We start from the raw sequence: 21,315 nt of genomic DNA on the forward strand, positions 1-21,315 counted from the left end.
CCTGCAGGTTGCCATCGCCAGTGGCGATGGCGCCACGCTGCATTGGCAAGGCAGCACCGGCACGCGATCGGCGATCATGTGCAGGTGCTGGCCCAGATCAGCAGAGTGGAGCGTGCCCCTTGCGGCGGCTCCCACCCATTGAACCGACGGAGACATCTTTCACCATGATTCGCACCCTGATTTCCTTCAGTGCGCTGGCCCTCGCCCTGGGTGCCACCGCCCACGCGCAGGCGCCCGCCCCTGCGGCTGCCTACCCCACCAAACCCATCCGCCTGATCGTGCCCTTCCCGCCCGGTGGCGGCACCGACATCCTCTCGCGCCTGGTGGCCACCAAGCTCACCGAAAGCGCCAAGTGGACCGTGGTGGCCGACAACAAGGCCGGCGCGGGCGGCACCATCGGCATCGGCGAGGCCGTGAAGGCCGCGCCCACGGGCTACGACATCGTGATGGGCCAGAAGGACAACCTGGTCATCGGCCCCTGGCTGTACAAGAACCTGCCCTGGGACCCGACCAAGGACCTGACCGCCGTGGCCCACGTGGCCTACACGCCCGTGGTCATCGCCACCAGCGCCAATTCCAAGTACAAGACCCTGGCCGACGTGGTGGCCGCCGCCAAGGCAGCCCCCGGCACCGTCACCTACGGCTCGCCCGGCAATGGCACGTCCATCCACCTGGCGGGCGACCTGTTCGAGAAGGCGGCCGGCGTGAAGCTCAGCCACATCCCCTACAAGGGATCGAACCCGGCCCTCATGGATGCGCTGGCCGGCAACGTGGACCTGCTGGTCTCATCCCTGCCTTCGGCCATGGGCCAGATCAAGTCCGGCAAGCTGCGCCCCCTGGCCGTCACTTCCGCCAAGCGCAGTTCGTCCCTGCCCGACGTGCCCACCGTGGCCGAATCGGGTTTCAAGGACTTTGACGTGAGCACCTGGTACGGCGTGTTCGCCCCCGCAGGCACCCCCGCCAGCGTGGTCACGGCCCTCAACGCCGAGATCAACAAGCTGCTGGCCACCGCCGACATGAAGGCCGCCATCCAGGCCCAGGGCGCCGAGCCCGAAGCCATGTCCGCCGCGCAGTTCGGTACCTTGATGAAAAACGATTACGCCAAATGGAAGGGCATCGTGGAGGCTTCAGGAGCGAAGATCGAATAGGTCTTGGCACTACTGCAAACAAAAATGGCTCCCTGGGGAGCCATTTTTCATGGTGCCGCACAAAGGTCGGATCAGGTCCGCACGACCAGCACCGGCACGTGCACCGCGCCCAGCACGCGCTGCGTGACGCTGCCCAGCACCAGTTTTTCAAGGCCGCGGCGGCCGTGCGAGCCCATCACGATGAGGTCGGCACCGGTGCTCAGCACGGCGCTCACGATGCCGTCGTGCACGGTGTGGCCCTCGCCCACCACCGTGGTCACCTGCACGCCAGCCGCAGTGAGGGCGTTGCGGGCGGCGTCCAGCGCCGTATTCGCCTCGGCCGTGGCGGCGCTCAGGTACTGGGCCTGGCCATAGGCGAAATCGGCCCCGACGCCGGTGAACGGATACGGGTCCACCACATACAGCGCGGTCACGGAGCTGCCGAAGGTCTTGGCCAGTTCGGCCGCCTTGGACACCGCCAGCGTGGCGATGTCGGAGCCATCGATGGGAACCAGAATGTGCTTGAACATGGTGTCTTCTCCTTGTGTTGAATGCACCTTCGGCAAAGCCCTGAACCCCCAATCCGCCGGTCCCGGGTGCCGCCTGCGATGCGATGAAGGACAGTGTGAACCCACACCATACATCGCATCTTGATGCGCATCAAACGGCGGGCGGTCGATCCAGCGATTTCCGCAGCAAGACGACGCCTTGTCCTACGCCCGCGAGCCCAACAACCAGAATGCGGCTCCTACCCCACCACGTCCGCCCCCTGGAATGCCCCGCGCCGGCAGGTGACCACCAGGGTGTCGCGGTAGCCGCCGGGGGCCACAGGCTGGATGGGGGTGGATTCGTGGATCATGCGGGCGTCGTCCAGCAGCAGCAGCGACCAGGGCTCGGTGAGCGTGAAGCGCTGGCCGCCGGGGCCGTTGGCCTCGAACACGCGGGTTTCGCCACCCTTGATGCCCTCGCGCCCCACAAGGAACACCGCCACCAGGTCCACGCCGTCGCGGTGCGCGCCCTCGGGTGTGGGCCGGCCGATGCCGCCTTCGGTGTCGATGCGGAACTGGTGCGCCTCCACGAACCAGGGCTCGGGCGCCCTGCCCTGCATGGAAAAGACCTCATCGGACACGCGGGCCAGTGCGGCCAGCAACTGCGACCACACCGGCAGCGCCACCGTGGCCGGCTCCATGGGCGCAAACCAGCGCTCCATGCCGCCGTGCAGGGCGTTGTATTCCACCGGCTGCCAGTGCGCGCGGTGCGGCACCTGCTGCGCCTGCCCATCCTGCACCATGAAGCAGGCGTGGCGCCTGCGGCGGTAGCGCCCGCCGTCCTTCAGGAAATCGTCGGGCGGCAGGGCCGCCCAGTCGGCGTTGAGTGCCAGCAAGTCAGAGAGCGGGCAACCCATCCAGGCCGCCACATCGGCGGGGGACAGCACGGCAAAGCCGGCGCTGCGCAGTTGATTCGCAGTCTCGGAGGGCGCGGTAAAAGGAGGTGAGAAAGTGACTTGTGCCATGGCCGCCGAGCATAAGGCTTAACGCAAGGGACTGCCGGGACCGGGCCACGCGCCGCAGTGCCGTGCAGCCAAGGGGTGATGCAGGTCAACCGGCGCAAGCCCGGCTGCAGGCCTGCCGCGGCTCCTCGGCGCTTTCTTTCACGGCTGCAGGGCCACCTGCTGCGCGATGCGCAGCAAGGCGCCGGCCGGCGCTGGCCGCCCGAACAGGTAGCCCTGCCAGTGCAGGCAGCCCACGCTGGCCAGCATGTCGCGCTGCTCGGTGGTTTCCACCCCTTCGGCGATCACGCCCAGGTCCAGGCTGTGCGCCAGGTTGACGATGGTGCGGGCAATGGCGGCGTCGTTGGGGTCGGTGAGCAGGTCGCGCACAAAGCTCTGGTCGATCTTGAGTTGGTCCAGCGGCAGGCGCTTGAGGTAGCTGAGCGAGGAGTAGCCCGTGCCGAAGTCGTCGAGCGAAAAGCGCACGCCCAGGGCACGCAGCGTGGTCATGCGCAGGATCATGTCTTCCACGTCGTCGAGCAGCAGCGACTCGGTGAGTTCCAGCTTCAGGCGCAGCGGATTGGCGCCCGTGCTGCGCAGGACTTCCACCACCTCTTCCACGAAGTGCGGGTGGCGGAACTGCAGCGCGCTCACGTTCACCGCCACCGTCCAGTGGGCGGTGGCGGCATCGCCCCCCCACTCCACCAGTTGCAGGCAGGCGGCCCGCAGGATCCATGCGCCCAGCGGCACGATCAGGCCGCAGGCCTCGGCCACCGGAATGAACTCGGCCGGCGACACCAGCCCGCGCTGCGGGTGCTCCCAGCGCAGCAGCGCCTCGGCCCCCACCATGCCATGGTCCCGGCTGATCTGGGGCTGGTAGTGCAGCAGGAACTGGCCCTCGCGCAAGGCCTCGCGCAGCCCGGCCTCCAGGGCGGTGCGCGCCGTGACGGCGGCCTGCGTGCGCGGGTCGAAGAAGCGCAGGGTGTTGCGCCCCGCCCCCTTGGCCTGGTACATGGCCATGTCGCCGCGCTTGAGCAGCTCGTCCACCGTGGTGTGCGGGTCGGCATACAGGGTGACGCCGATGCTGCAGGAGCTGTGGTGCGCATGGCCGCCCAGCTGGTAGCTCTGCCCCAGGGCATGCAGCACCTTGCGGCCCACGATCTCGGCCTGCGAGGCGGCCTCGTGCGGCAGGGCGCTCAGGCCCTCGAGCAGCAGCACGAACTCGTCTCCGCCCAGGCGCGCCACCGTGTCACCGTTGCGCACGCAGCCGCCCAGGCGCGCGGCCACCTGGCGCAGCAGCTCGTCGCCGATCTCATGGCCCTGGGTGTCGTTGAGGTCCTTGAAGTTGTCCATGTCCACGAAGAGCAGCGCGCCCCCGGTGCCCGTGCGTGCGCTGGCGGCCAGGCTGTGCTGCAGGCGGTCGGCCATCAGCCGGCGGTTGGGCAGGCCCGTGAGCGGGTCATAGAAGGCCAGCAGGCGGATTTCCTCCTCGGCCGCCTTGCGGCTGGAGATGTCGGTCTGCGTACCCACATAGTGCGTGATGGCACCCTGCGCCGAGCGCACGGCGGTGATGGTGATCCAGGCCGGGTACACCTCGCCGTCCTTGCGCCGGTTCCAGACCTCGCCCTGCCAGGAGCCGACCGACTGCAGGGTCTCGTGCATGGTCCGGTAGAAGGTCTGGTCATGCCGGCCGGACTGCAGCAGCGCCGGCGTCTTGCCCACCAGCTCCTCCACCGTATAGCCGGACAGCCGCGCGTAGGAGGTGTTGGCCTGCAGGATGCGCTGGTCGGGCCCGGTGACCACCATGCCCTCGAACGACTCGAACACGATGGCAGCGACCTGCAGCGACTCCTCGACCCCCTGGTGATCGGTGATGTCGGTGGATATGCCGCACAGCGCATGGATGCTGCCGTCCGCGTGGCGCAGTGGAATCTTGACCGACAGGTAGGTGCGCACCGATCCATCGTGGAAGGTATTGGTTTCCTCCACCTCGATGCGCTCGCCACGCTCCAGCACCAGCCGGTCGTTGGCCGTCAGCTGGCGCACGGTGGCCGCGTCGAAGATCGCGCTGTCGTCGCCACCGATCAGCCCATCCGCGGCATCGGGCCGCAACGCCAGCATGTGCCGGTTGGCGTATTGGTAGCGGTGCTGCGTATCCTTGATGTAGATGAAGGCCTCGACACTGTCGAGGATGGCGCCGAACCTGTGCTCGCTGGCACGCCACTGCCCGGATCCCCCGCCACCTGCGCGCCGGCGGCGCACGAAGACGGCCAGGGCTGCGAGCGCGGCCACCAGCAGCAGCGCCCCCGCGGCCCAGAGCACGGGGCGGCCGATGGCGCTGGCCGGTGGGGCGCCCGCCCAACGCCGCATGACCTGCGCATACGACGCGTCGGAACCGTCGCGCCACTGCAGGGCTCGCTTGTCGATGGCGGCCAGCAGCTCGGGGTTGCGGTCCTTGCCGGTGGCGACGTACAGACCACCGGGCTGAAGCACGATGCCCGCATCCGCCAGCCCATGTGCCGGCGCATGGGCATTGCCGAACAGGTGGTTGGAGATGGCCGCCTCGGCATTCTTGCTGCCCACGGCACTGAAGGCCTGCTCGGGCGAGTCCACATCCACGACCATGACCTGCAGCCCGTAGCGGCGCGTCAGGGCGATGACATGGTCGCGCTGCGGGGTGCCGCGCTGCACGGCCACGCGCTTGCCATCGAGGTCCAGCACCGAGCGGATCGGCGAGGAGGGAAGGCGGTACACCTCGGACCAGGTGTCCACCAGGGGCTGCGCCGTGAAATCGAACTGTGCCTCGCGCGCCTGCGCACGCGGCACATCGGGCACCAGGTCCAGGCGGCCGGCGCGCAGCTCCTCCAGGCAGGCACGCAACTCGCACGGTACATAGCGCAGGGTCCAGCGCTCGCGCTCGGCCACCAGGTTGAGCAGGTCCACGAAGATGCCTGCCGGCCGGCCGTGCTGGTTCATGAACACGGTGGGCTCGTTGGCATACACCCCCACACGCACCTCCCGCACGGGCGCAGCCGCACCGGCCCCTGCCGGCAGCAGGGCCCACAGGGCGCCCAGCAACCAGCCAGCCCATCGGCAATGCCACCGGAATATGCGTGAACTCACGATCGGGAATCCCCACAGTGGCAGAAAGCACTATGTTAACCAAAGGTTGCTAAAACATCCAAAAGTAACAAAAGCCTGAGCGCGTTGCGCGGCGCTTGGGGTAGCATGCATCAAACTCCTCGGAGACAGCCATGCCCCACGAACGCCGCCACTACGTCCGTGTCCATTTCGATGCCCCTGCGCTGCTGACCCTGGCCAGCAACGCCTTCAGCGTGCATGTGCAGGACCTGTCGCTCAAGGGAGCCCTGATTTCACTGCCTGCGCAGGCCGACGTGCACGCCGGCATGCTGTGCCAGCTCACCATCCCGCTGCACGACACGGGCAACCACATCGGCATGTCCTGCGAGGTGGCGCACCTGGAGGGGCTGCACACCGGCCTGCTGTGCCGCTCCATCGACCTGGACAGCGTGACCCACCTGCGGCGCCTGATCGAACTGCAGCTGGGCGACCCGGCGCTGCTGGAGCGCGACCTGGCCGAGCTGACCCAAAGCGCCCAATGACGGGGCAGCCCCTCCAGACGAGGGGTGCCCTGGAGCGCTTGCCCGTCAGGCCGCCTCGGCTTCCTGCAGCGCGCGCCACATGACCTTGCCGCTGCCGCTCTTGGGCAGGGCGTTCACGAACTGCACGATGCGCGGCACCTTGTAGACGGCCATGTTCTCGCGGCACCAGTCGATGATCTGCTGCTCCGTGGTGTCCTGGTGCGAGGGGCGCAGCACCACCACGGCCTTGACGGTCTCGCCCCGGTAGGCGTCGCGTGCCGAGATGATGCAGGCCTCCTGGATCGCGGGGTGGCGGAACATCAGCGCCTCCACCTCGGCCGGCCAGACCTTGAAGCCACTGGCGTTGATCATGCGCTTCAGGCGGTCGGTCAGAAAGAAGTAGCCCTCTTCGTCCACGCGCCCCAGGTCGCCCGAGCGGAAAAAGCGCTTGCCTTCGAACTCGATGAAGGCACTGGCCGTGGCATCGGGCCGCTTCCAGTAGCCCTCGAACACCTCGGGGCCGTGCATGATGATCTCACCCTGCTCGCCCACGGGCACTTCCTGCAGCGTGTCGGGGTCGATCACGCGGGCATCGGTGCCCACGAAGGGGATGCCCAGGCACTGCTGCTTGGGATGGTCGGGCGGATTCGAGTGCGAGGGCGCGGCCGTCTCCGTGAGGCCATAGCCTTCTGCATAGCGCAGCCCGTACTGCTCCAGCAGGCGCTGGGCCACAGCCTGCGGCATGGCGGCCCCGCCGCCGCCGATGTAGACCAGGCTCGACAGGTCGTAGCTCGCAAAGTTCGGGCTGTTCATCAGGTCGATGACCATGGTCGGGATGTTGGTCCAGTTGGACACCTTGTAGCGCGAGATCAGGCGCCCGGCCAGGTCGCGGTCCCAGCGCGGCATGACCACCAGCGTGGCGCCGGTGTAGATGGCCGCATGCATCACGCTCACCATGCCCGTGATATGGAACATGGGCACCACCGCCAGCGTGACGTTGTCGGCCGAGCCCGTGCCCCACAGCGCACTGGCCACGGCGTTGTGCATGATGCTCTTGTGCAGGTGCATGCAGCCCTTGGGCAGGCCGGTGGTGCCGCTGGTATAGGGCAGCAGCGCCAGGTCGGTGGGGCCCACCACCAGTGCGGGCGGCGCATCGCTGCAGGCCAGGGCATCGTTCCAGGCATGCACTGCGCCCCCATCGAGCATGGGCAGGGGGTGCTGCGTGCACAGCCAGTCCTTCCACGCCTCGGGCGGGGCATCGGGCCCGGCCACATCGGCATCGAAGGCGTCGGTGAATTGCGTCACCACCAGGTGCGCCAGGCGCTCGCCCGGGGCCAGGGCGTTGCTGGCCTTGGCCAGCTCGGGCGCGAGATCGGCCGTGGTGAGGGCCACTTTCGTATCGGGATCGGTGATGTAGTGCTTGAGCTCCTCGGCCCGGTTCATTGGGTTGACCGGCACCACCACCGCATTGGCGCGCAGGATGGCGAAGTGCGCCATCACCAGTTGCGGGCAATTCTGCATGCACAGCACCACGCGGTCGCCGCGCTGCACGCCCAGTTGCGCCAGCCGTGCGGCCAGACGCTCGGCGCCTTCCGCCAGGGCCCGGTAGCCCAACTGGCGGCCAAAGAACACCAGCGCCGCCTTGTCCGGGTAGCGGCGCGCATTGATGGCCAGGTTGTCCCACAGCGAGGTGGCGGGCAAGGTGATCGAGTGGGGCACCCGGCGGGGCCAGAAAGCGTGGTGAGGGCGTGTGGGCATGGGGGGATGGCAGGGGATGGAGGAATGCTTCAGCCCTGCAGCCTAGATGCGCCACCGCCGCGTTGCATTGGGGATGCCACTTAGGCCGGGTCGCGCAGGTGACGGCGGCATGGGCGCCCCCCCCAAAGAGATGGTGACATTGTGTTTTTCGTCACAGCGCGGCAGTCACCCCGGTGATAAATTCCGTGCTGTGCCTGCATGGCATGGGGTATACCCTGGCATCTGCAACCGCGGCCCGAGGCCGGGAACGTCTACAGCGTGGCATTGTCCAAGGGCACAGGGCAGCCAGTTGCCACCATCCAACCGCCGAGAAATTCGACACCACCATGGCCACCGTCTCCGACCTCCAAAACATCCGCTTCTCGGGCAACTACAAGGCCGATTCCCTGCTGGAGAACCCTGCCCCGTGGAATTTCTTTCCCGATGGCCGCAAGGTGCTGTACTACACCTTCGATGTGAGCACGGGCAGCGTGGCCGATCGGGATTCGGACACCACCCTGGTCTCGTTCAATGCCTCGCAGATGCAGGCCACGCGCCAGCTCATGGCGTATGCCAGCCAGGTCACGGGCATCACCTTCACCGAGGTGGGCAGTTCGTCCCAGGCAGACCTGCATTTCGCGGCGACCAACCTGCAAGGCCGCACGACGGCGGGGCTGAACTCCTCGTTCTACAGCTACAGCTTCAGCGGGTCCGAGCAGACGCTGACCTCGCTGAACGCCGAATCGGTGGTCTACCTGGACAATGTGGAGTTCGCCAGCGTCAACAACACCCTCACGGCCGGTGGCCTGGGCTACGAAGTCCTGCTGCACGAGGTGGGCCATGCCCTGGGCCTGGCGCATCCCTTCGACTCCCCACGCCCCCTGCCCACGGCCGAGGACAACACCAACAACACGGTGATGTCCTATACCGAGGCAGGCCCGTACAAGAGCACGTTCCAGGCCTATGACCTGCTGGCGCTGGACTGGATCTATGGCCGTGACGGCCTGGGCGGCACCTACGGGCTCAACTCGACCAGTGGCCCGACGCTGAGCTTCCCGACCATGCCCACGACGCCCACCACCCCGACGACCCCGACGACTCCAACCACCCCGACGGCGCCCACCGGAACCGCCGGTGCAGACACCTTCACCAGCACCGGTGCCAGCGAAACCTTCAATGGCCTGGGTGGCCTGGACACGCTGGTGGCCCGGGGCAACCGCGGCGACTACGCGCTGCAGCCCAAGAACGGTGGCGGCTGGACGCTGGGCGACGGGGTCCCCAACCGCGACGGGGTGGACACCTTGCTGCAGGTCGAGCGGATCAAGTTCGCGGATGGCCTCGTGGCGCTCGATCTGGACGGTGCCGCGGGCACGGCCGCACGCATGGTCGGTGCGCTGGTCGGCCCTGCCGGCCTGAACAACCGCAGCGTGGTGGGCATCGTGCTCAAGGCGGTGGACGCCGGCTCGACCCCCTTGCAGGTCGCGCAATTTGGCCTCAATGCGCTGCTGGGCGCCTCGGCCACGCCGGAGCAGGTAGTGAGCCTGCTGTACGCCAATCTGGTGGGCGTCGCGGCCGATGCGAATACGGTCCAGTCGCTGGCGGCCGTCATCAAGTCGGGCGCCTACACCAATGCATCGTTCGCGGTGGCTGCGGCCAACCTGGACCTGAATGCCGCGCACATCAACCTGGTCGGGCTCAGCAGCCAGGGGCTGGAATACCTCTGAAGCACGTCGGCCCGGCCCGCCCCAGACAGGACAGGGCCGCAGGCGGCGGATCATCCCATCATTGGCACTGCGCCAGGCGCGACAGCGAGGACAGGTAGTCCAGGCGCTGCAGCGGTGGCTCGGCCTGGGCATCGTAGACGTAGACGCTGGGCTGGTCGAACCGGGGCCCGTCGGTAGGGTTGTCGACGTCGGCGCCGACACAGATCGCCCCCTTGGCATAGCAGCGCAAGTGGTAAGGCGCGGCGGAGGATGTCATGGTCGGGGTGGTCAGCAGTTGGGGAAAGGCCTTCTCCGCCCAGTCGAGCACACAGTCCAGCGGTTGTGAGACACCCGTGCCACCCAGACCCCGGTAAACGTACGCCGCATTCGGCTTGAAAACGTTCAGCTGGGATCCGCGCTGCCCCGGCCCCGACGGCGTGAAGCGCACCAGGGCCGAGCACACCGCCCCCGGCTGCAGCAAGGTGTTGCTGCAGCCATCCGACTCCGCGGGAATGGTGAAATCGGTAGCGATGACCACCCCGCAACCGATCCCGGTGCAAAGCGGCGACACGGCGGCAATGGATGAGATCACCGACCCCAATTGCATGGGGGATGGGCCGCGATTGGCCACCTTCAGGGTCTGCGTGGCCGATGAGTGCACAGCCACCTTGCCAAACTGGAAGTCCCCTGCAGGTTCAATGATCTCCACCTGGGCATGGGCGGACGACAGGCACGCCAGGGAGAGCACGCCCAAGGCTGCCAGGGATTGGCGGAAAAACGGGATCAAAGTCACGGAAGCTCCTTGTGCGTGGCAATCGTTGGCAGCACCCACCATGAAAATGGGCCCGAAGATCCACGGCCAACCAAGTTACCCACAAACCCGGCACCGCGCCCCACCCAGGAGGGATGGGGTGTTGCGGGCGACCCGCACGCGGCGTTGACCGGGTGCCGGGCGGCTTCTAGATTTGCGGCCTTCCATCCCCTTGTTTTCACCCGCCATGCCCTCCTCTCCCCGCCCCGACCGCCACGCCCTTGCGCGCCTGCACCGCATGGCCAGCCTGGAGGCAGGTGGCGTGCAGCTCATCGAGCCCCTGCTGCAGGAACTGCGCCGGGTGGTGGGCTTCGACTTCGGCTGCATGCTGTACCCCGGCGCTGATGGCGAACTGATGAACTATGCGCAAGAGCCCATGCAGTCGGTGGCGCAGGACTACTTCGACGCGCGCATCCTGCGCAGCGAGCGCCAGGTGCTGGTGCGCAGCCCGCGCGACTTTGGCGAGACCGTGCGCCACGAGCACGGCCCCCGGCTGATGCGCGAGCAGATGGTGGTGTCGATGGCCGAAATGCAGCGCAGCGACTACTACGAGGCGGTGATGCGGGCCACAGGCGCCAAGGACTACATGAGCCTGGCCTTGCGCACTCCGCAGGGTGTGGGCCTGGGCGTGATCCACCTCTTTCGCGACAGCGCGGCGCCGGACTTTACGCCGCAGGACGCGGCCCTGGTGGCCCGGCTGGAGGCCCACCTGGCACGTGCGCTGCAAGACGGCGAGCGCGATGCACAGGGCAGCGAGGTGCACAGCCAGGGGGTGCTGGTCACCAACCCCCAGGGGCGGTTGATGTGGATCTCGCCCGAGGCCGAGGCGCTGATGCCCCTGGCCTTCGGCTGGGGCTGGCGCCGTGGCGCGCAGCTGCCCCCCGCGCTGCAGGAACTGCTGCGGCGGCTGAACGCACGGCGGCCCGAGGAGATGGCCCTGCCCACGCTGGAGCTGTTCACGGCACAGGGCTGGTTCTCGCTGCGTGCCACGCACCTGGCGCCCGCCCCCCAGGCGCGGCAGGACCGCCAGGCCGTGGCGCTGCACATCACGCGGCGCGTGGCGCGCGGGGTGCGGCTGCTGTCGACCCTGCAGAAGCTGGGCCTGCCGCAGCGCCAGCACGAACTGGCCTGGTGGCTGGCGCGGGGCCTGCCCGAATCACAGATCGCGCAGCGCATGGGCATCAGCCTCAACACGGCCGTGTACCACCGCCGCCAGCTCTACAACCGGCTGGGCGTCATGGGGCGCGATGAGCTGCTGGCGCAGATTGGTGGCAAAACGTGAATTAATTCACGCATGCACACCAAATGGCTCTCGTCAAAAAAAAAGCCCCCGGTGCCAGGAAGCACCGGGGGCTTTTGCATTGCACGCAGCGTGGTGGTTCAGGGCACCTGCACGGTCACGGCCGCTGACCGCGGCCCTTCGTTGCCCGCTGCATCGAGCATGGCCACCTGGTAGCTGTGGCTGCCGCTCGGTGCCGATGCATCGGTGTAGGTCGCACCGCTGGTCACGGTGGCAATGGCCGTCCCGTTGCGGTACACGCGGTAGCCCGATGCGCTGGCCGCGATGAAGGACTGCTTGATGGCCTGCATCGGCGGATTGCTTCCCTGCTGGGGCAGGTAGCCGTAGTTGATGGTCCATACCAGCGTTCCGCCCAGGCCCTGCTCATGCACCCATTTGCCCTTTTCGGCGATGGAGCGCTCGTCCTCGTAGCTCAGGTAGGTCACGGGTGCATCGCTGGCGCGCCACCAGGGCTGGCTGTAGCTGATGTAGCTTTGCTTGGCCACGTCGTCCCAGTGGTAGACGGCGCCCGGCTGGCCGAAGGCGTTGTCTTCCAGCAGGCGCCGGTAGTTGTTCACACCGTCTCCGCCGTTGGAGCCGCTCGTCGCGGCCTGGCGCGGGCCGGTGACGGGGTTGTTGTAGAACAGGCCATACAGGCCCACGCCGATGCCCAGCTTGGCACGGGGCACGCCCGCATTCAGATAGGCCTGCACGGTGGAAGCGATGGAGGTGGGGTGGCTGGGGGCTTCGCCAAACAGCGGCGAGTGGTGCCAGGACAGCCAGCCGCCACCCCAGTCGCCGGCCATGCTGTAGGTCATGAGGTTGAAGCGGTCCACTGCATGGGCCACTTCCACATGCCAGGGCAGGATCTCCTGGAAGTTGGTGTTGACCCAGAAGCCGGGCCAACTGATCTCGAACGGGCTGGCCTGGTAGCGCGGGCGCTGCTGGGCGGCAACGCGCAGTTCGCGCAGCAGTGCCAGCGCCTGGGCGCGGCCCTGGTCGGTGTCCAGGTTTTCCTCCCAGTCGATGTCGGCACCGTCGTAGCCCTTTTGTTCGGCCTTGTCGAGGATGTTCTTGATGAAGACCGCGCGGATCTGCGGGTTGGCCGTGGCGGCCATGAAGCCGGGGCCATCGAATTCACCGCCGATCATCATGATGGCCTTGGTGCCTGCCGCGTGGGCCTTGGCGATCAGGGTGTCCTCCACCTGCGTGTGCGCGGTGCCTGCGCCTTCCATCAGCTCGCCCACCCGGCCGCCGGGCAGCGATCCCTGGCCTGGCGCATAGCGGCCGAAGATGAAGTGCGTCATGGTGCTCATGTCCACGGCCTCGGGCGGGAACTGCTCCCAGAACCAGCCGGTGTAGTAGCCGTTGACCCATTTGCCGCTTTGCGTCACAGGGTTCCAGTCCAGCCGCACGCCCTGCGGCGTGGCGCGGGCCGTGACGCCGCTCACCGGCGGACGGGGGTTGGCGGCATCCACCGCGACCTGGGCCGTGGCGGTGACGCTTTGCCCTGCGCTGTTGGCGCAGCTCAAGGTGTAGGACGTGCTGGCCTGGGGCTGCACCAGCACACTGCCCTCGGCTGCGCGCGTGCCATTCCATCCACCCGATGCGGTGCAGCTGGCAGCATGGCTCGCCCGCCACGCCAGGCGGGCGCTGTCGCCCGGGGCGATGCGGGTCGGGGTGGCGCCGAAGCTGTCGATGGTGGGCAGTTGCTGCGGCGGGGCATTGCGCACCGTCACCGTGGCCGAAGCGCTCGCGGTGGCACCGGCCGCGTTGCGGCAACTCAGGCTGTAGTGGGTGCTCGTGCCGGGGCGGACGCTGGCGCTGCCGCTGGCAGGCCGCTCCCCGCTCCAGCCTCCCGATGCCGTGCAGCCCGTGGCGTTGTCCACGTTCCAGGCCAGGGTACTGCTGCCGCCCAGGTCGATGGCGCCAGGCTGCGCCACAAAGGACAGAATGTTCGGCGGCGCGGGTGGCGCCGGGTGGGTGTTCTCCATCACCAGCTGGGCCAGGCCCTCGCCGCCGGCCTCGAAATACTCCATGCGCACCATGTGCGGGCCGGCCGCCAGGGGCACGGTGGCGCTGTCCATGGTGATGCCGTGCCGCGTCCAGTTGTCGATCACGCGCTGGCCATCGACCAGCACGCGCACGCCATCGTCGGTGAACGTGATGAAGCGGGTCGCGCCCGCGGGGAACTGCAGCGTTGCGGTCCAGCGTGCAGAGAACCCGTCCACCGGCAGCCGGGCCGGATCGGGGCTGCCGGTCGGGCCCGTCCAGTAGTGGTCGATGGGCCCGGCTTCACAGCGCTGCAGCGCGGGCGCCCCGGACAGTTGGGTGTTGGGAAAATACTCGGCCAGCCACTGGCCGGGCGCGCACTGCGGCTGCGCCATGGCCTGGCTGCCGCCCAACAGCAAGAGCGAAGCGGCCAGCCAGCGCCGCAAGCAGGTTTTCAGGGCGCGGCCACGGGCCGCAGCATCAAGGGTGGACATGGAAAAATTCCTTGGTGGATCAGGGGACGGGCGCAGGCTACAGGCCCGCAGCCGCGCGCACCCCACCCTCGGCGGATAGGGTGTTGCGCCGGTGTATTGACCCTGCGCGGCACGCCCCCTAGATTCGGGGTCTTGTTCCCATCACCGCTTCACCGGACCGCAGCCGACATGCCCTCGCCCAGCTCCACCCAGCAAGCCCTTGCACGCTTGCAGCACATGACCCGCATGGAAGCGGGCGGGCCGCCCATGATCGTTCCCCTGCTGGAGACACTGCACAGCGTTCTCGGCTTCGACTCCAGTGCATACGTGTACCCCGCAGAGGGAGGCGAAATGGCCGTGCACATGGAGGTGCCGGCTGCTCAGTCGGTGGTGGCCGATTATTTTGATGCGCGCATTCTGCGCAGCGAGCGCCAGGTGCTGGTGCGCAGTTCGCGCGACTTCGCAGAAGCGGTGCGGTACGAACGCGGGCCTCAATTGCTCGAACAGCTCGTGCGCGTACCGATGCCCGAGTTGCAGCGCAGCGACTTCTACAACGTGGTGATGCGGCCCATGGGGACCGTGGACTGCATGAGCCTGGTCCTGCGCACACCCGACGGCGAAGGGATAGGCACGCTCAAGTTCTACCGCGAAGCGGCGTCGCCGGCCTTCGGGCCCGGCGACGCGGCGCTGCTGGCGCGGCTGGAGCCCTGTCTGGCGCACATCCTGCAAGACGGCGAGATGGGCAGCGGAACCAGCGAGACACACAGCCAGGGCATGCTCATCACCACCCCCCAGGGGCGGCTGCTGTGGCTGTCGCCCGAAGCCGAGACCCTGCTACCCCTGGCCTTCGGCTGGCGCTGGCGGCGCGGCGCCGGGCTGCCCCAGGAACTGCACGAACTGCTGCAGCGCATGCAGGCACAACACCTCCCGGCACTGCCCACCCGGCAGTTGCGCACTGTGCACGGCCATTTTTCGGTACGCGCAACCCCCATGAAGGCCGCCTCGGGCATGGGCCAGGCGGTGGGGATCCACATCACGCAGAGCGTGCCGCGGGAGGCACGCCTGCAAGCCTTGCTGCAGACCCTGGGGCTGTCGCAGCGCCAGCAGGAGCTCGCGTACTGGCTGGCGCTCGGGTTGCCGGAATCCCAGGTCGCGGTGCGCATGGACATCAGCGCCAACACCGTGGTCTACCACCGCCGCCAGCTCTACAACAGCCTGGGCGTGCAGGACCGGGGGGAATTGCTGGCCTGGCTGTCGGCCCGCCAGGGCGGCTGATCCACCCGCCGAAAGCACCATGCAAAAAGCGCCACAGCCTTGAGAGCTGCAGCGCCTTGCGTATCCTGGTGGGACGTGCGGGGGTCGAACCCACGACAAACGGATTAAAAGTCCGCTGCTCTACCAACTGAGCTAACGTCCCATCATTGCAACGCCTGCCGGCCCATTCCTGAACCGTAGATGCTGCAAAGCCTAAGATTATAGCTTGATTTTTGGCGCTTTTTGCGGCCCCGCTGCCAGACGGTCGATCACCCAGCCCGCAGCGCACTGGCCGAAGGTGGCCGTCACGGCCACGACCGAGCCGTAGCCATGGCAGTTGAGGGAGCCGTCGCCGCTCTCGATGGCGCACGAGGCGTCGGGCTGCGCCACGGCTTCGCGGCTGAACACGCAGGTGAGGCCGATCTTGCGGCCCTCGCGCGGGGCGCCGTGGTGCTTGCGCAACTGGTAGCGCAACTGGGCGAGCAGCGGGTCGTGCGTGGTGGCAGACAGGTCCTCGATGTCCACCTTGTGCGCCTGGCGCTTGCCGCCGGCCGCACCCACGCTGATGAAGGCCTGGCCCGTGGCGCGCGCCCACACGGCCATGGCGGTCTTGGCCTTGATCTGGTCGCAGGCGTCGATCACCGCATCCACCGGGTCGCTGCCCAGCAACTGGGGCCAGTTGCCCGGCTCCACGAACTCGTCGATGCAGCGCACGTCGCATTCGGGGTTGATCAGCGCGATGCGGTCGCGCATGGCTTCGATCTTGGCCTGCCCCACCGTGGTGGACAGGGCATGGATCTGGCGGTTGATGTTGGACTCGGACACATGGTCCAGGTCCACCAGCGTGAGGCGCGAGACGCCGCTGCGGGCCAGTGCCTCGGCAGACCAGGAGCCAACACCGCCGATGCCCACGACCACCACGTGCGAGGCGCGGATGCGCCGGGCGCCCTCCACGCCATACAGGCGCTCAAGCCCGCCGAAGCGCCGCTGCGTGACCTCGTCGGTCGCGTCATCGGCAAAGGGAACCATGGGCACGGGAGCGGTTTCGCTACCGACCAGCAGTTCCTTCACCTCGGGCGTGGGATCCTGCATGCTCACTTCATGCGGGCCAGGCGTTCCTTGGCAGCCATCGCAGCTTCGGACTGGGGATAGACCCGGACCAGGTCTTCCAGCGTCTTGCGTGCGGCGCGGGCGTCCTTGAGCTCGACCTGGCAGTTGGCGATCGACAGGGCAGCCTCGGGCGCACGCGCATGCGTGGGCGCCTCGGCCAGCAGGGCCTTGAAGTTGTTGATCGCGTCCTTGTAGTCGCGGGCGGCGTACTGGCCGTTGCCCAGCCAGAAGCGGGCCGACGGCACGTAGCCGCTGCGCGGGTACTGGCGGATCAGGTTGCCGAAGGCCTGGTTGGCCTCGGGGAACTTGCCGGCGCGGAAGATGGCCAGCGCAGCTTCGAAGTCCTTCTTCTCGGCGGCATCGGCCTGGAACTCCAGACCATCCACCGCGACCTTGACGGGCTCGAACTGCCGCAGGCGTTCGTCCACCCCCTGGGCGATGTCCTTCTGGCGGCGCTGCAACTCGGACACTTCGCGCGTCAGTTGCTCGTTCTGCCCCTGCAAACGGGCATTCTCGCTGCGCAGGGTTTCGATCTGGGTCTGCAGCTCCAGCAAGGCCCGGCGCAACTGGGCGGTGTCCTCGTTGGCGCGGCGCAACTCGTCGGCCGTGCGCTGCTGGGACTGCTGCAGGGCGTCCACGCGCTGGCGCACTTCCAGGATGGCGCGGCGCGCCTCACCGTCCTCGAAGAGGGCCGCATGCGCGCCGGGCAGCGCGGCGCAGGCCAGTGCCAGGCCTGCGGCCACGGACCGCAGGGGTGGTGATGAAAGGCTGAACCCGGGCATCAACGGTACGACAGCTCAGCGCGGCGGTTCTGGGCGTGCGCATCTTCGCTGTTGCCGGGGACGGCAGGCTTTTCCTTGCCGAAGCTCACGGCTTCGACCTGCGAATCCGGCACGCCCAGCAGGCCCAGCGAACGGCGCACGGCTTCGGCACGCTTTTGGCCGAGGGCCAGGTTGTACTCGCGGCCACCGCGGTCATCGGTGTGGCCTTCGATCATGACCTTGCGGCCCGAGTTGGCCTTGATGAAGCGCGAATGGGCTTCCAGGAGCGACTGGAACTCGGACTTGATGACGTAGCTGTCGTAGTCGAAGTAGACGATGCGGGCCACGCCCACAGGGCCTTGGGCATTGGCGCCGGAGCCGGTCAGGTCCAGGGGGGCGACGGTGCTCTGGCCGGTGCTGCCGGTGTTGGCGCCGGTGTTGCCCGAGCCCATGCCGGAACTGGCCGTCTTGTCTTCCACCGGCACGTCATCGAGCTTGACACCCGAACTGCAGCCGGCCACCAGGGCGGTCACGGTCAGGGCAAGGGTAAGGCGCTTGAGTTTGATGTTCATCCAAAATTCTCCTGGAAACTAGATAGTGAAAAGTGCTGAAAAGTTCATTGCTTCTGGAACGGGCCCCAATCGGGCTCGCGGATGTCTCCAGGCTGGCCGGCCAGGCGCGCCTTGATCTTTCCGTCCAACGTGGTGGTCATGAGCGCCTCGCGGCCCTGCTGCTGCGTGGCATACACGATGAGGCGGCTGTTGGGTGCAAAGCTGGGGTTCTCGTCGGCCGAGGTATCGGTGATGGCGGTGACGGTGCCTGAGGCCAGGTCCATGACGTGCAGTTTGAAGGCCCCACCCACGCGGGAAATGTAGGCCAACCACTTGCCATCGGGGCTGATGCTGGGCGAGATGTTGTAGGACCCGGTGAAGGTCACGCGCTCGGCACTGCCGCCGCCCGCAGGCACGCGGTAGATCTGCGGCGCACCACCCCGGTCGCTCACGAAGTAGATGCTGCGGCCGTCGGCCGAGAACATGGGTTCGGTATCGATGCCCGGGCTTTGCATCAGGCGCCTGGGCTCGCCGCCGTTGGCGTCGATCATGTAGAGTTGCGAGCCGCCATCGCGGCTCAGCGTCACGGCCAGGCTGCGGCCGTCCGGGGACCAGGCCGGTGCGCTGTTGGAGCCACGGAAGTTGGCCACCAGGCGGCGCTGGGCCGAGGCGACCTGGTGCACGTAGACCACGGGCTTGCGCGACTCGAACGACACATAGGCGATCTGACCGCCCGAGGGCGACCAGGCCGGCGAGATGATGGGCTCGGGGCTCGACAGGGCCGATTGCGCGTTCTCGCCATCGGCATCGGCCACCCACAGGCTGTAGCGGCTGCCGGTCTTGGTGACGTAGACGATGCGGGTGGAGAAGACGCCACGCTCGCCGGTGAGCTTTTCGTAGACGAAATCGGCGATGCGGTGGGCCACCAGCCGCAGATCGGCCTGGGACACGGCAAAGCTCTGGCCGCCCAGGTCCTGGCCCTTGACCACATCCCACAGCCGAAAGCGCACCTCGTAGCGGTCATCGGGTGTGCGCGTTACGCTGCCGGTGACCAGCGAATCGGCGGTCTTCTGGCGCCACAGGGCCACGTCGGGGCGCGAGGTCTCGTCGAGCACCGCACCGGCAGTGTCCACTGCGCGGAACTGCCCGCTGCGCTCCAGATCGGCCTGGACGATGGCGCCGATCTTCTGCGGCGCCTGCACCTCGCCACGGAAAGGGACGATGGCAATCGGCAACTGGGTCAGGCCCACGCCCGTGACTTCCACGCGGAACTGCGCGAGGGCGGGCAAGGAGGCAGTGGATGCAAGGGCGGCCGCCAGGATCTGGCGGCGCATGGGACGCGGCAGGGCCGCTTGGAAGAGGGTGTTGGAGTTGGTGTTGTGATCTGTGGTCATTGGCAGCCGCAGTAGCCGAACAAATGCCGGTTGGCAGCGCCAATGTTACACACTGGGGAAGACCCGCTGTGACAAACTGTGCAGGGGCCCATGGTCAAGCGCTGCACTGCAGCACCCACATGCCCGGGAGATGCCCGTTCACGGGCACGGGGGCGCCACGCATCGCCGCCTTAGAATCCGCTGCACATGCAAGCCACCGATCCGAGCGCCACGGGCCCCGCAGCGCCGCCCGCCCCCCCTGCCCCCAGCCTCACCGCCCGCCTGGCGCGGCTTTCCGTGTATTTCGGCAACCAGCGGCTGGCCTGGGGCCTGGCCATCGCGGCGACCCTGGTGGGTGCGGCCACGGAACCCCTGATCCCGGCACTGCTGCAGCCCCTGCTGGACCGCGGCTTCACCCAGGGCACCTTGCCACTGTGGGCAGTGCCCCTGGCCATCATGGGGGTGTTCCTGGTGCGCGGCCTGGCGCAGTTCGTGGGCCAGTATGCGCTGGCACGCATCGCCAACGAAGGCATGCTGCTGCTGCGCCGTGCGCTGTTCGACCGCGTGCTGGCAGCCGAGATGGGGCTGTTCTCGCGCCAGTCGGCGAGCGCCCTGTCCAACACCGTGGTGTACGAGGTGCAGACCGGCGCCACGCTGCTGGTGCAGGCCCTGCTGGGCCTGTCGCGCGATGGCTTCACGCTGATCGCCCTGCTGGGCTACCTGCTGTACCTGAACTGGCAGCTCACGCTGATCGTGGCGGTGGTGGTGCCGGGCGTGGCCTGGATCATGAAGACCCTGTCCAGGCGCCTGTACACCCTGACCAAGAGCAGCCAGCAGGCGACCGACGAGCTGGCCTACGTGGTCGAGGAGAACGTGCTGGCCCACCGCATGGTGCGCCTGCACGGCGCGCAAGAGGGCCAATCGACGCGCTTTGGGGGCTTGAGCCAGAGCCTGCGCGGCCTGGCCATCAAGTCCACCATCGCCTCGGCGGCGATGACGCCGCTCACGCAGCTGCTGGCCGCCGCCGCGCTGTCGGTGGTGATCTGCATTGCACTGTGGCAAAGCCGCGGCACCCTGGATGCCAAGGACGTGACGGTGGGCGGCTTTGTCTCGTTCATCACCGCCATGTTGATGCTCATCGCCCCCATCCGCCGCCTGGCGGACGTGGCCAACCCCATCACGCGCGGCGTGGCGGCGCTTGAGCGCGGCCTGTCCCTGCTGGGCGACACGGGGGCCGAGCAGGGCGGCAGCTACCGCACGGAGCGGGCCCAGGGCGCGCTGGAGCTGCGCGATGTGTCCGTCTCCTTCGGCCCCGACAATGCCCCGGCCCTGGACGGCGTGAGCCTTGCCGTGGCACCCGGCGAGATCGTGGCGCTGGTGGGCCCCTCGGGCGCCGGCAAGACCACGCTGGTGAACCTGCTGCCGCGCTTCATCGCCACCTCGTCGGGTGCGGTGCTGCTTGACGGCCACGCCGTGCAGGACTGGGACCTTTCGGCCCTGCGCAGCCAGATCGCCATGGTCAGCCAGGACGTGGTGATGTTCAACGACACCATCGCCGCCAATGTGGCGCTGGGCCATGCGGTGGACGATGGCAAGGTGCGGGCCTGCCTGGCGGCCGCCAACCTGGCGGACCACGTGGCATCGCTGGCCCAGGGCATCCACACCGTGGTGGGGCACAACGCCACCCAGCTCTCGGGCGGCCAGCGCCAGCGCCTGGCCATCGCGCGCGCTCTGTACAAGGACGCGCCCATCCTCATTTTGGACGAAGCTACCTCGGCGCTGGACACGGAATCGGAGCGCCTGGTGCAGGACGCGCTGAACCGGCTGATGCAGGGCCGCACCACGCTGGTGATCGCCCACCGCCTGTCCACCATCGAGCATGCGGACCGCGTGGTCGTGATGGAACAGGGCCGCATCGTGGAGCAGGGCACGCATGCCCAGCTCGTGGCCGCTGGCGGCCTGTACGCGCGCCTGCAGAGCCGCCCGGCCACCGCCGCAAGGGCTGCTGCCGCGGCGGACATGCCCGCAGCAACGGAATAACGGCCTACCGATC

At 68.0% G+C, this 21,315-nt stretch carries 16 protein-coding genes and 1 tRNA gene; 6 read left to right on the forward strand and 11 right to left on the reverse strand.

Annotated features, from left to right (window positions below; genetic code table 11):
- Positions 1 to 164: 164 nt before the first annotated feature.
- On the forward strand, positions 165 to 1,148 hold the full coding sequence (locus U5N23_RS04320) for a tripartite tricarboxylate transporter substrate binding protein (protein ID WP_322591607.1): 984 nt from the start codon (positions 165 to 167) through the stop codon (positions 1,146 to 1,148).
- 71 nt (positions 1,149 to 1,219) lie between these two features.
- Here U5N23_RS04320 and U5N23_RS04325 read toward each other — a convergent pair whose 3' ends face one another.
- From U5N23_RS04325 to U5N23_RS04335, 3 genes are all read right to left on the reverse strand, one after another.
- On the reverse strand, positions 1,220 to 1,657 hold the full coding sequence (locus tag U5N23_RS04325; protein WP_322591608.1) for a universal stress protein: 438 nt from the start codon (positions 1,655 to 1,657) through the stop codon (positions 1,220 to 1,222).
- Positions 1,658 to 1,875: 218 nt separating this feature from the next.
- Entirely contained in the window at positions 1,876 to 2,640 is a 765-nt protein-coding gene (locus tag U5N23_RS04330) for a 2OG-Fe dioxygenase family protein (RefSeq protein ID WP_322591609.1), read from the reverse strand.
- A gap of 138 nt (positions 2,641 to 2,778) precedes the next feature.
- Entirely contained in the window at positions 2,779 to 5,739 is a 2,961-nt protein-coding gene (locus tag U5N23_RS04335) for an EAL domain-containing protein (RefSeq protein ID WP_322591610.1), read from the reverse strand.
- 131 nt (positions 5,740 to 5,870) lie between these two features.
- Here U5N23_RS04335 and U5N23_RS04340 point away from each other — a divergent pair, with 131 nt between their 5' ends.
- Entirely contained in the window at positions 5,871 to 6,239 is a 369-nt protein-coding gene (locus tag U5N23_RS04340) for a PilZ domain-containing protein (RefSeq protein WP_322591611.1), read from the forward strand.
- Positions 6,240 to 6,284: 45 nt separating this feature from the next.
- Here the strand turns inward: U5N23_RS04340 and U5N23_RS04345 are convergent, their stop codons facing one another.
- Positions 6,285 to 7,976 carry a long-chain fatty acid--CoA ligase gene (locus U5N23_RS04345; protein WP_322591612.1) on the reverse strand — a complete coding sequence of 564 codons (1,692 nt, stop codon included), beginning with the start codon at positions 7,974 to 7,976 and terminating at the stop codon, positions 6,285 to 6,287.
- 326 nt (positions 7,977 to 8,302) lie between these two features.
- Here U5N23_RS04345 and U5N23_RS04350 point away from each other — a divergent pair, with 326 nt between their 5' ends.
- Positions 8,303 to 9,679, forward strand: a complete 1,377-nt coding sequence (locus U5N23_RS04350) for a matrixin family metalloprotease (protein WP_322591613.1) — start codon at positions 8,303 to 8,305, stop codon at positions 9,677 to 9,679.
- Positions 9,680 to 9,737: 58 nt separating this feature from the next.
- Here U5N23_RS04350 and U5N23_RS04355 read toward each other — a convergent pair whose 3' ends face one another.
- Positions 9,738 to 10,451 carry a hypothetical protein gene (locus U5N23_RS04355; protein ID WP_322591614.1) on the reverse strand — a complete coding sequence of 238 codons (714 nt, stop codon included), beginning with the start codon at positions 10,449 to 10,451 and terminating at the stop codon, positions 9,738 to 9,740.
- A gap of 205 nt (positions 10,452 to 10,656) precedes the next feature.
- Between U5N23_RS04355 and U5N23_RS04360 the strand changes: the two genes are divergently transcribed.
- Positions 10,657 to 11,751, forward strand: a complete 1,095-nt coding sequence (locus U5N23_RS04360; protein ID WP_322591615.1) for a helix-turn-helix transcriptional regulator — start codon at positions 10,657 to 10,659, stop codon at positions 11,749 to 11,751.
- A 98-nt stretch (positions 11,752 to 11,849) separates the two neighbouring features.
- Here the strand turns inward: U5N23_RS04360 and U5N23_RS04365 are convergent, their stop codons facing one another.
- Positions 11,850 to 14,234 (reverse strand): glycosyl hydrolase family 18 protein, encoded by a 2,385-nt coding sequence (locus U5N23_RS04365; RefSeq protein ID WP_322591616.1) that lies wholly within the window; start codon positions 14,232 to 14,234, stop codon positions 11,850 to 11,852.
- 216 nt (positions 14,235 to 14,450) lie between these two features.
- On the opposite strand from U5N23_RS04365, the gene U5N23_RS04370 reads away from it, so the two are divergent.
- A complete protein-coding gene (locus U5N23_RS04370) occupies positions 14,451 to 15,488 on the forward strand; it encodes a helix-turn-helix transcriptional regulator (RefSeq protein ID WP_322591617.1) in 1,038 nt (345 codons plus the stop codon).
- Between the two features lie 66 nt (positions 15,489 to 15,554).
- Here U5N23_RS04370 and U5N23_RS04375 read toward each other — a convergent pair.
- The 5 genes from U5N23_RS04375 to tolB all read right to left on the reverse strand — a co-directional run bounded on the left by U5N23_RS04375 (position 15,555) and on the right by tolB (position 19,283).
- A tRNA-Lys gene (locus U5N23_RS04375) sits at positions 15,555 to 15,630 on the reverse strand.
- 56 nt (positions 15,631 to 15,686) lie between these two features.
- Positions 15,687 to 16,496, reverse strand: a complete 810-nt coding sequence (locus tag U5N23_RS04380) for a tRNA threonylcarbamoyladenosine dehydratase (protein ID WP_322591845.1) — start codon at positions 16,494 to 16,496, stop codon at positions 15,687 to 15,689.
- A 65-nt stretch (positions 16,497 to 16,561) separates the two neighbouring features.
- The gene (gene ybgF / locus U5N23_RS04385) at positions 16,562 to 17,359 is read right to left on the reverse strand and encodes a tol-pal system protein YbgF (RefSeq protein ID WP_322591618.1); all 798 of its coding nucleotides are present in this window, start codon (positions 17,357 to 17,359) and stop codon (positions 16,562 to 16,564) included.
- Positions 17,359 to 17,910, reverse strand: coding sequence for a peptidoglycan-associated lipoprotein Pal (gene pal, locus U5N23_RS04390; RefSeq protein ID WP_322591619.1), 552 nt, complete (start codon positions 17,908 to 17,910; stop codon positions 17,359 to 17,361). The genes ybgF and pal overlap by 1 nt, the downstream gene beginning before the upstream one ends.
- Positions 17,911 to 17,954: 44 nt before the next feature.
- Positions 17,955 to 19,283 (reverse strand): Tol-Pal system beta propeller repeat protein TolB, encoded by a 1,329-nt coding sequence (gene tolB / locus U5N23_RS04395; protein ID WP_322591620.1) that lies wholly within the window; start codon positions 19,281 to 19,283, stop codon positions 17,955 to 17,957.
- Positions 19,284 to 19,469: 186 nt separating this feature from the next.
- On the opposite strand from tolB, the gene msbA reads away from it, so the two are divergent.
- Positions 19,470 to 21,302: a lipid A export permease/ATP-binding protein MsbA gene (gene msbA, locus U5N23_RS04400; RefSeq protein WP_322591621.1), complete on the forward strand. Its 1,833-nt coding sequence runs from the start codon at positions 19,470 to 19,472 to the stop codon at positions 21,300 to 21,302.
- Positions 21,303 to 21,315: the final 13 nt, after the last annotated feature.

The sequence above is a fragment of the Acidovorax sp. genome (assembly GCF_034519795.1).
Taxonomy (GTDB): Bacteria; Pseudomonadota; Gammaproteobacteria; order Burkholderiales; family Burkholderiaceae_C; genus Acidovorax.

Bases quoted from the DNA above. Each gene is read 5' to 3' on its own strand.
- U5N23_RS04320 (WP_322591607.1), top strand. From the start codon at position 165: ATGATTCGCACCCTGATTTCCTTCAGTGCGCTGGCCCTCGCCCTGGGT.
- U5N23_RS04325 (WP_322591608.1), bottom strand. From the start codon at position 1,657: ATGTTCAAGCACATTCTGGTTCCCATCGATGGCTCCGACATCGCCACG.
- U5N23_RS04330 (WP_322591609.1), bottom strand. From the start codon at position 2,640: ATGGCACAAGTCACTTTCTCACCTCCTTTTACCGCGCCCTCCGAGACT.
- U5N23_RS04340 (WP_322591611.1), top strand. From the start codon at position 5,871: ATGCCCCACGAACGCCGCCACTACGTCCGTGTCCATTTCGATGCCCCT.
- U5N23_RS04345 (WP_322591612.1), bottom strand. From the start codon at position 7,976: ATGCCCACACGCCCTCACCACGCTTTCTGGCCCCGCCGGGTGCCCCAC.
- U5N23_RS04350 (WP_322591613.1), top strand. From the start codon at position 8,303: ATGGCCACCGTCTCCGACCTCCAAAACATCCGCTTCTCGGGCAACTAC.
- U5N23_RS04360 (WP_322591615.1), top strand. From the start codon at position 10,657: ATGCCCTCCTCTCCCCGCCCCGACCGCCACGCCCTTGCGCGCCTGCAC.
- U5N23_RS04365 (WP_322591616.1), bottom strand. From the start codon at position 14,234: ATGTCCACCCTTGATGCTGCGGCCCGTGGCCGCGCCCTGAAAACCTGC.
- U5N23_RS04370 (WP_322591617.1), top strand. From the start codon at position 14,451: ATGACCCGCATGGAAGCGGGCGGGCCGCCCATGATCGTTCCCCTGCTG.
- U5N23_RS04380 (WP_322591845.1), bottom strand. From the start codon at position 16,496: ATGGTTCCCTTTGCCGATGACGCGACCGACGAGGTCACGCAGCGGCGC.
- ybgF (WP_322591618.1), bottom strand. From the start codon at position 17,359: ATGCCCGGGTTCAGCCTTTCATCACCACCCCTGCGGTCCGTGGCCGCA.
- pal (WP_322591619.1), bottom strand. From the start codon at position 17,910: ATGAACATCAAACTCAAGCGCCTTACCCTTGCCCTGACCGTGACCGCC.
- tolB (WP_322591620.1), bottom strand. From the start codon at position 19,283: ATGACCACAGATCACAACACCAACTCCAACACCCTCTTCCAAGCGGCC.
- msbA (WP_322591621.1), top strand. From the start codon at position 19,470: ATGCAAGCCACCGATCCGAGCGCCACGGGCCCCGCAGCGCCGCCCGCC.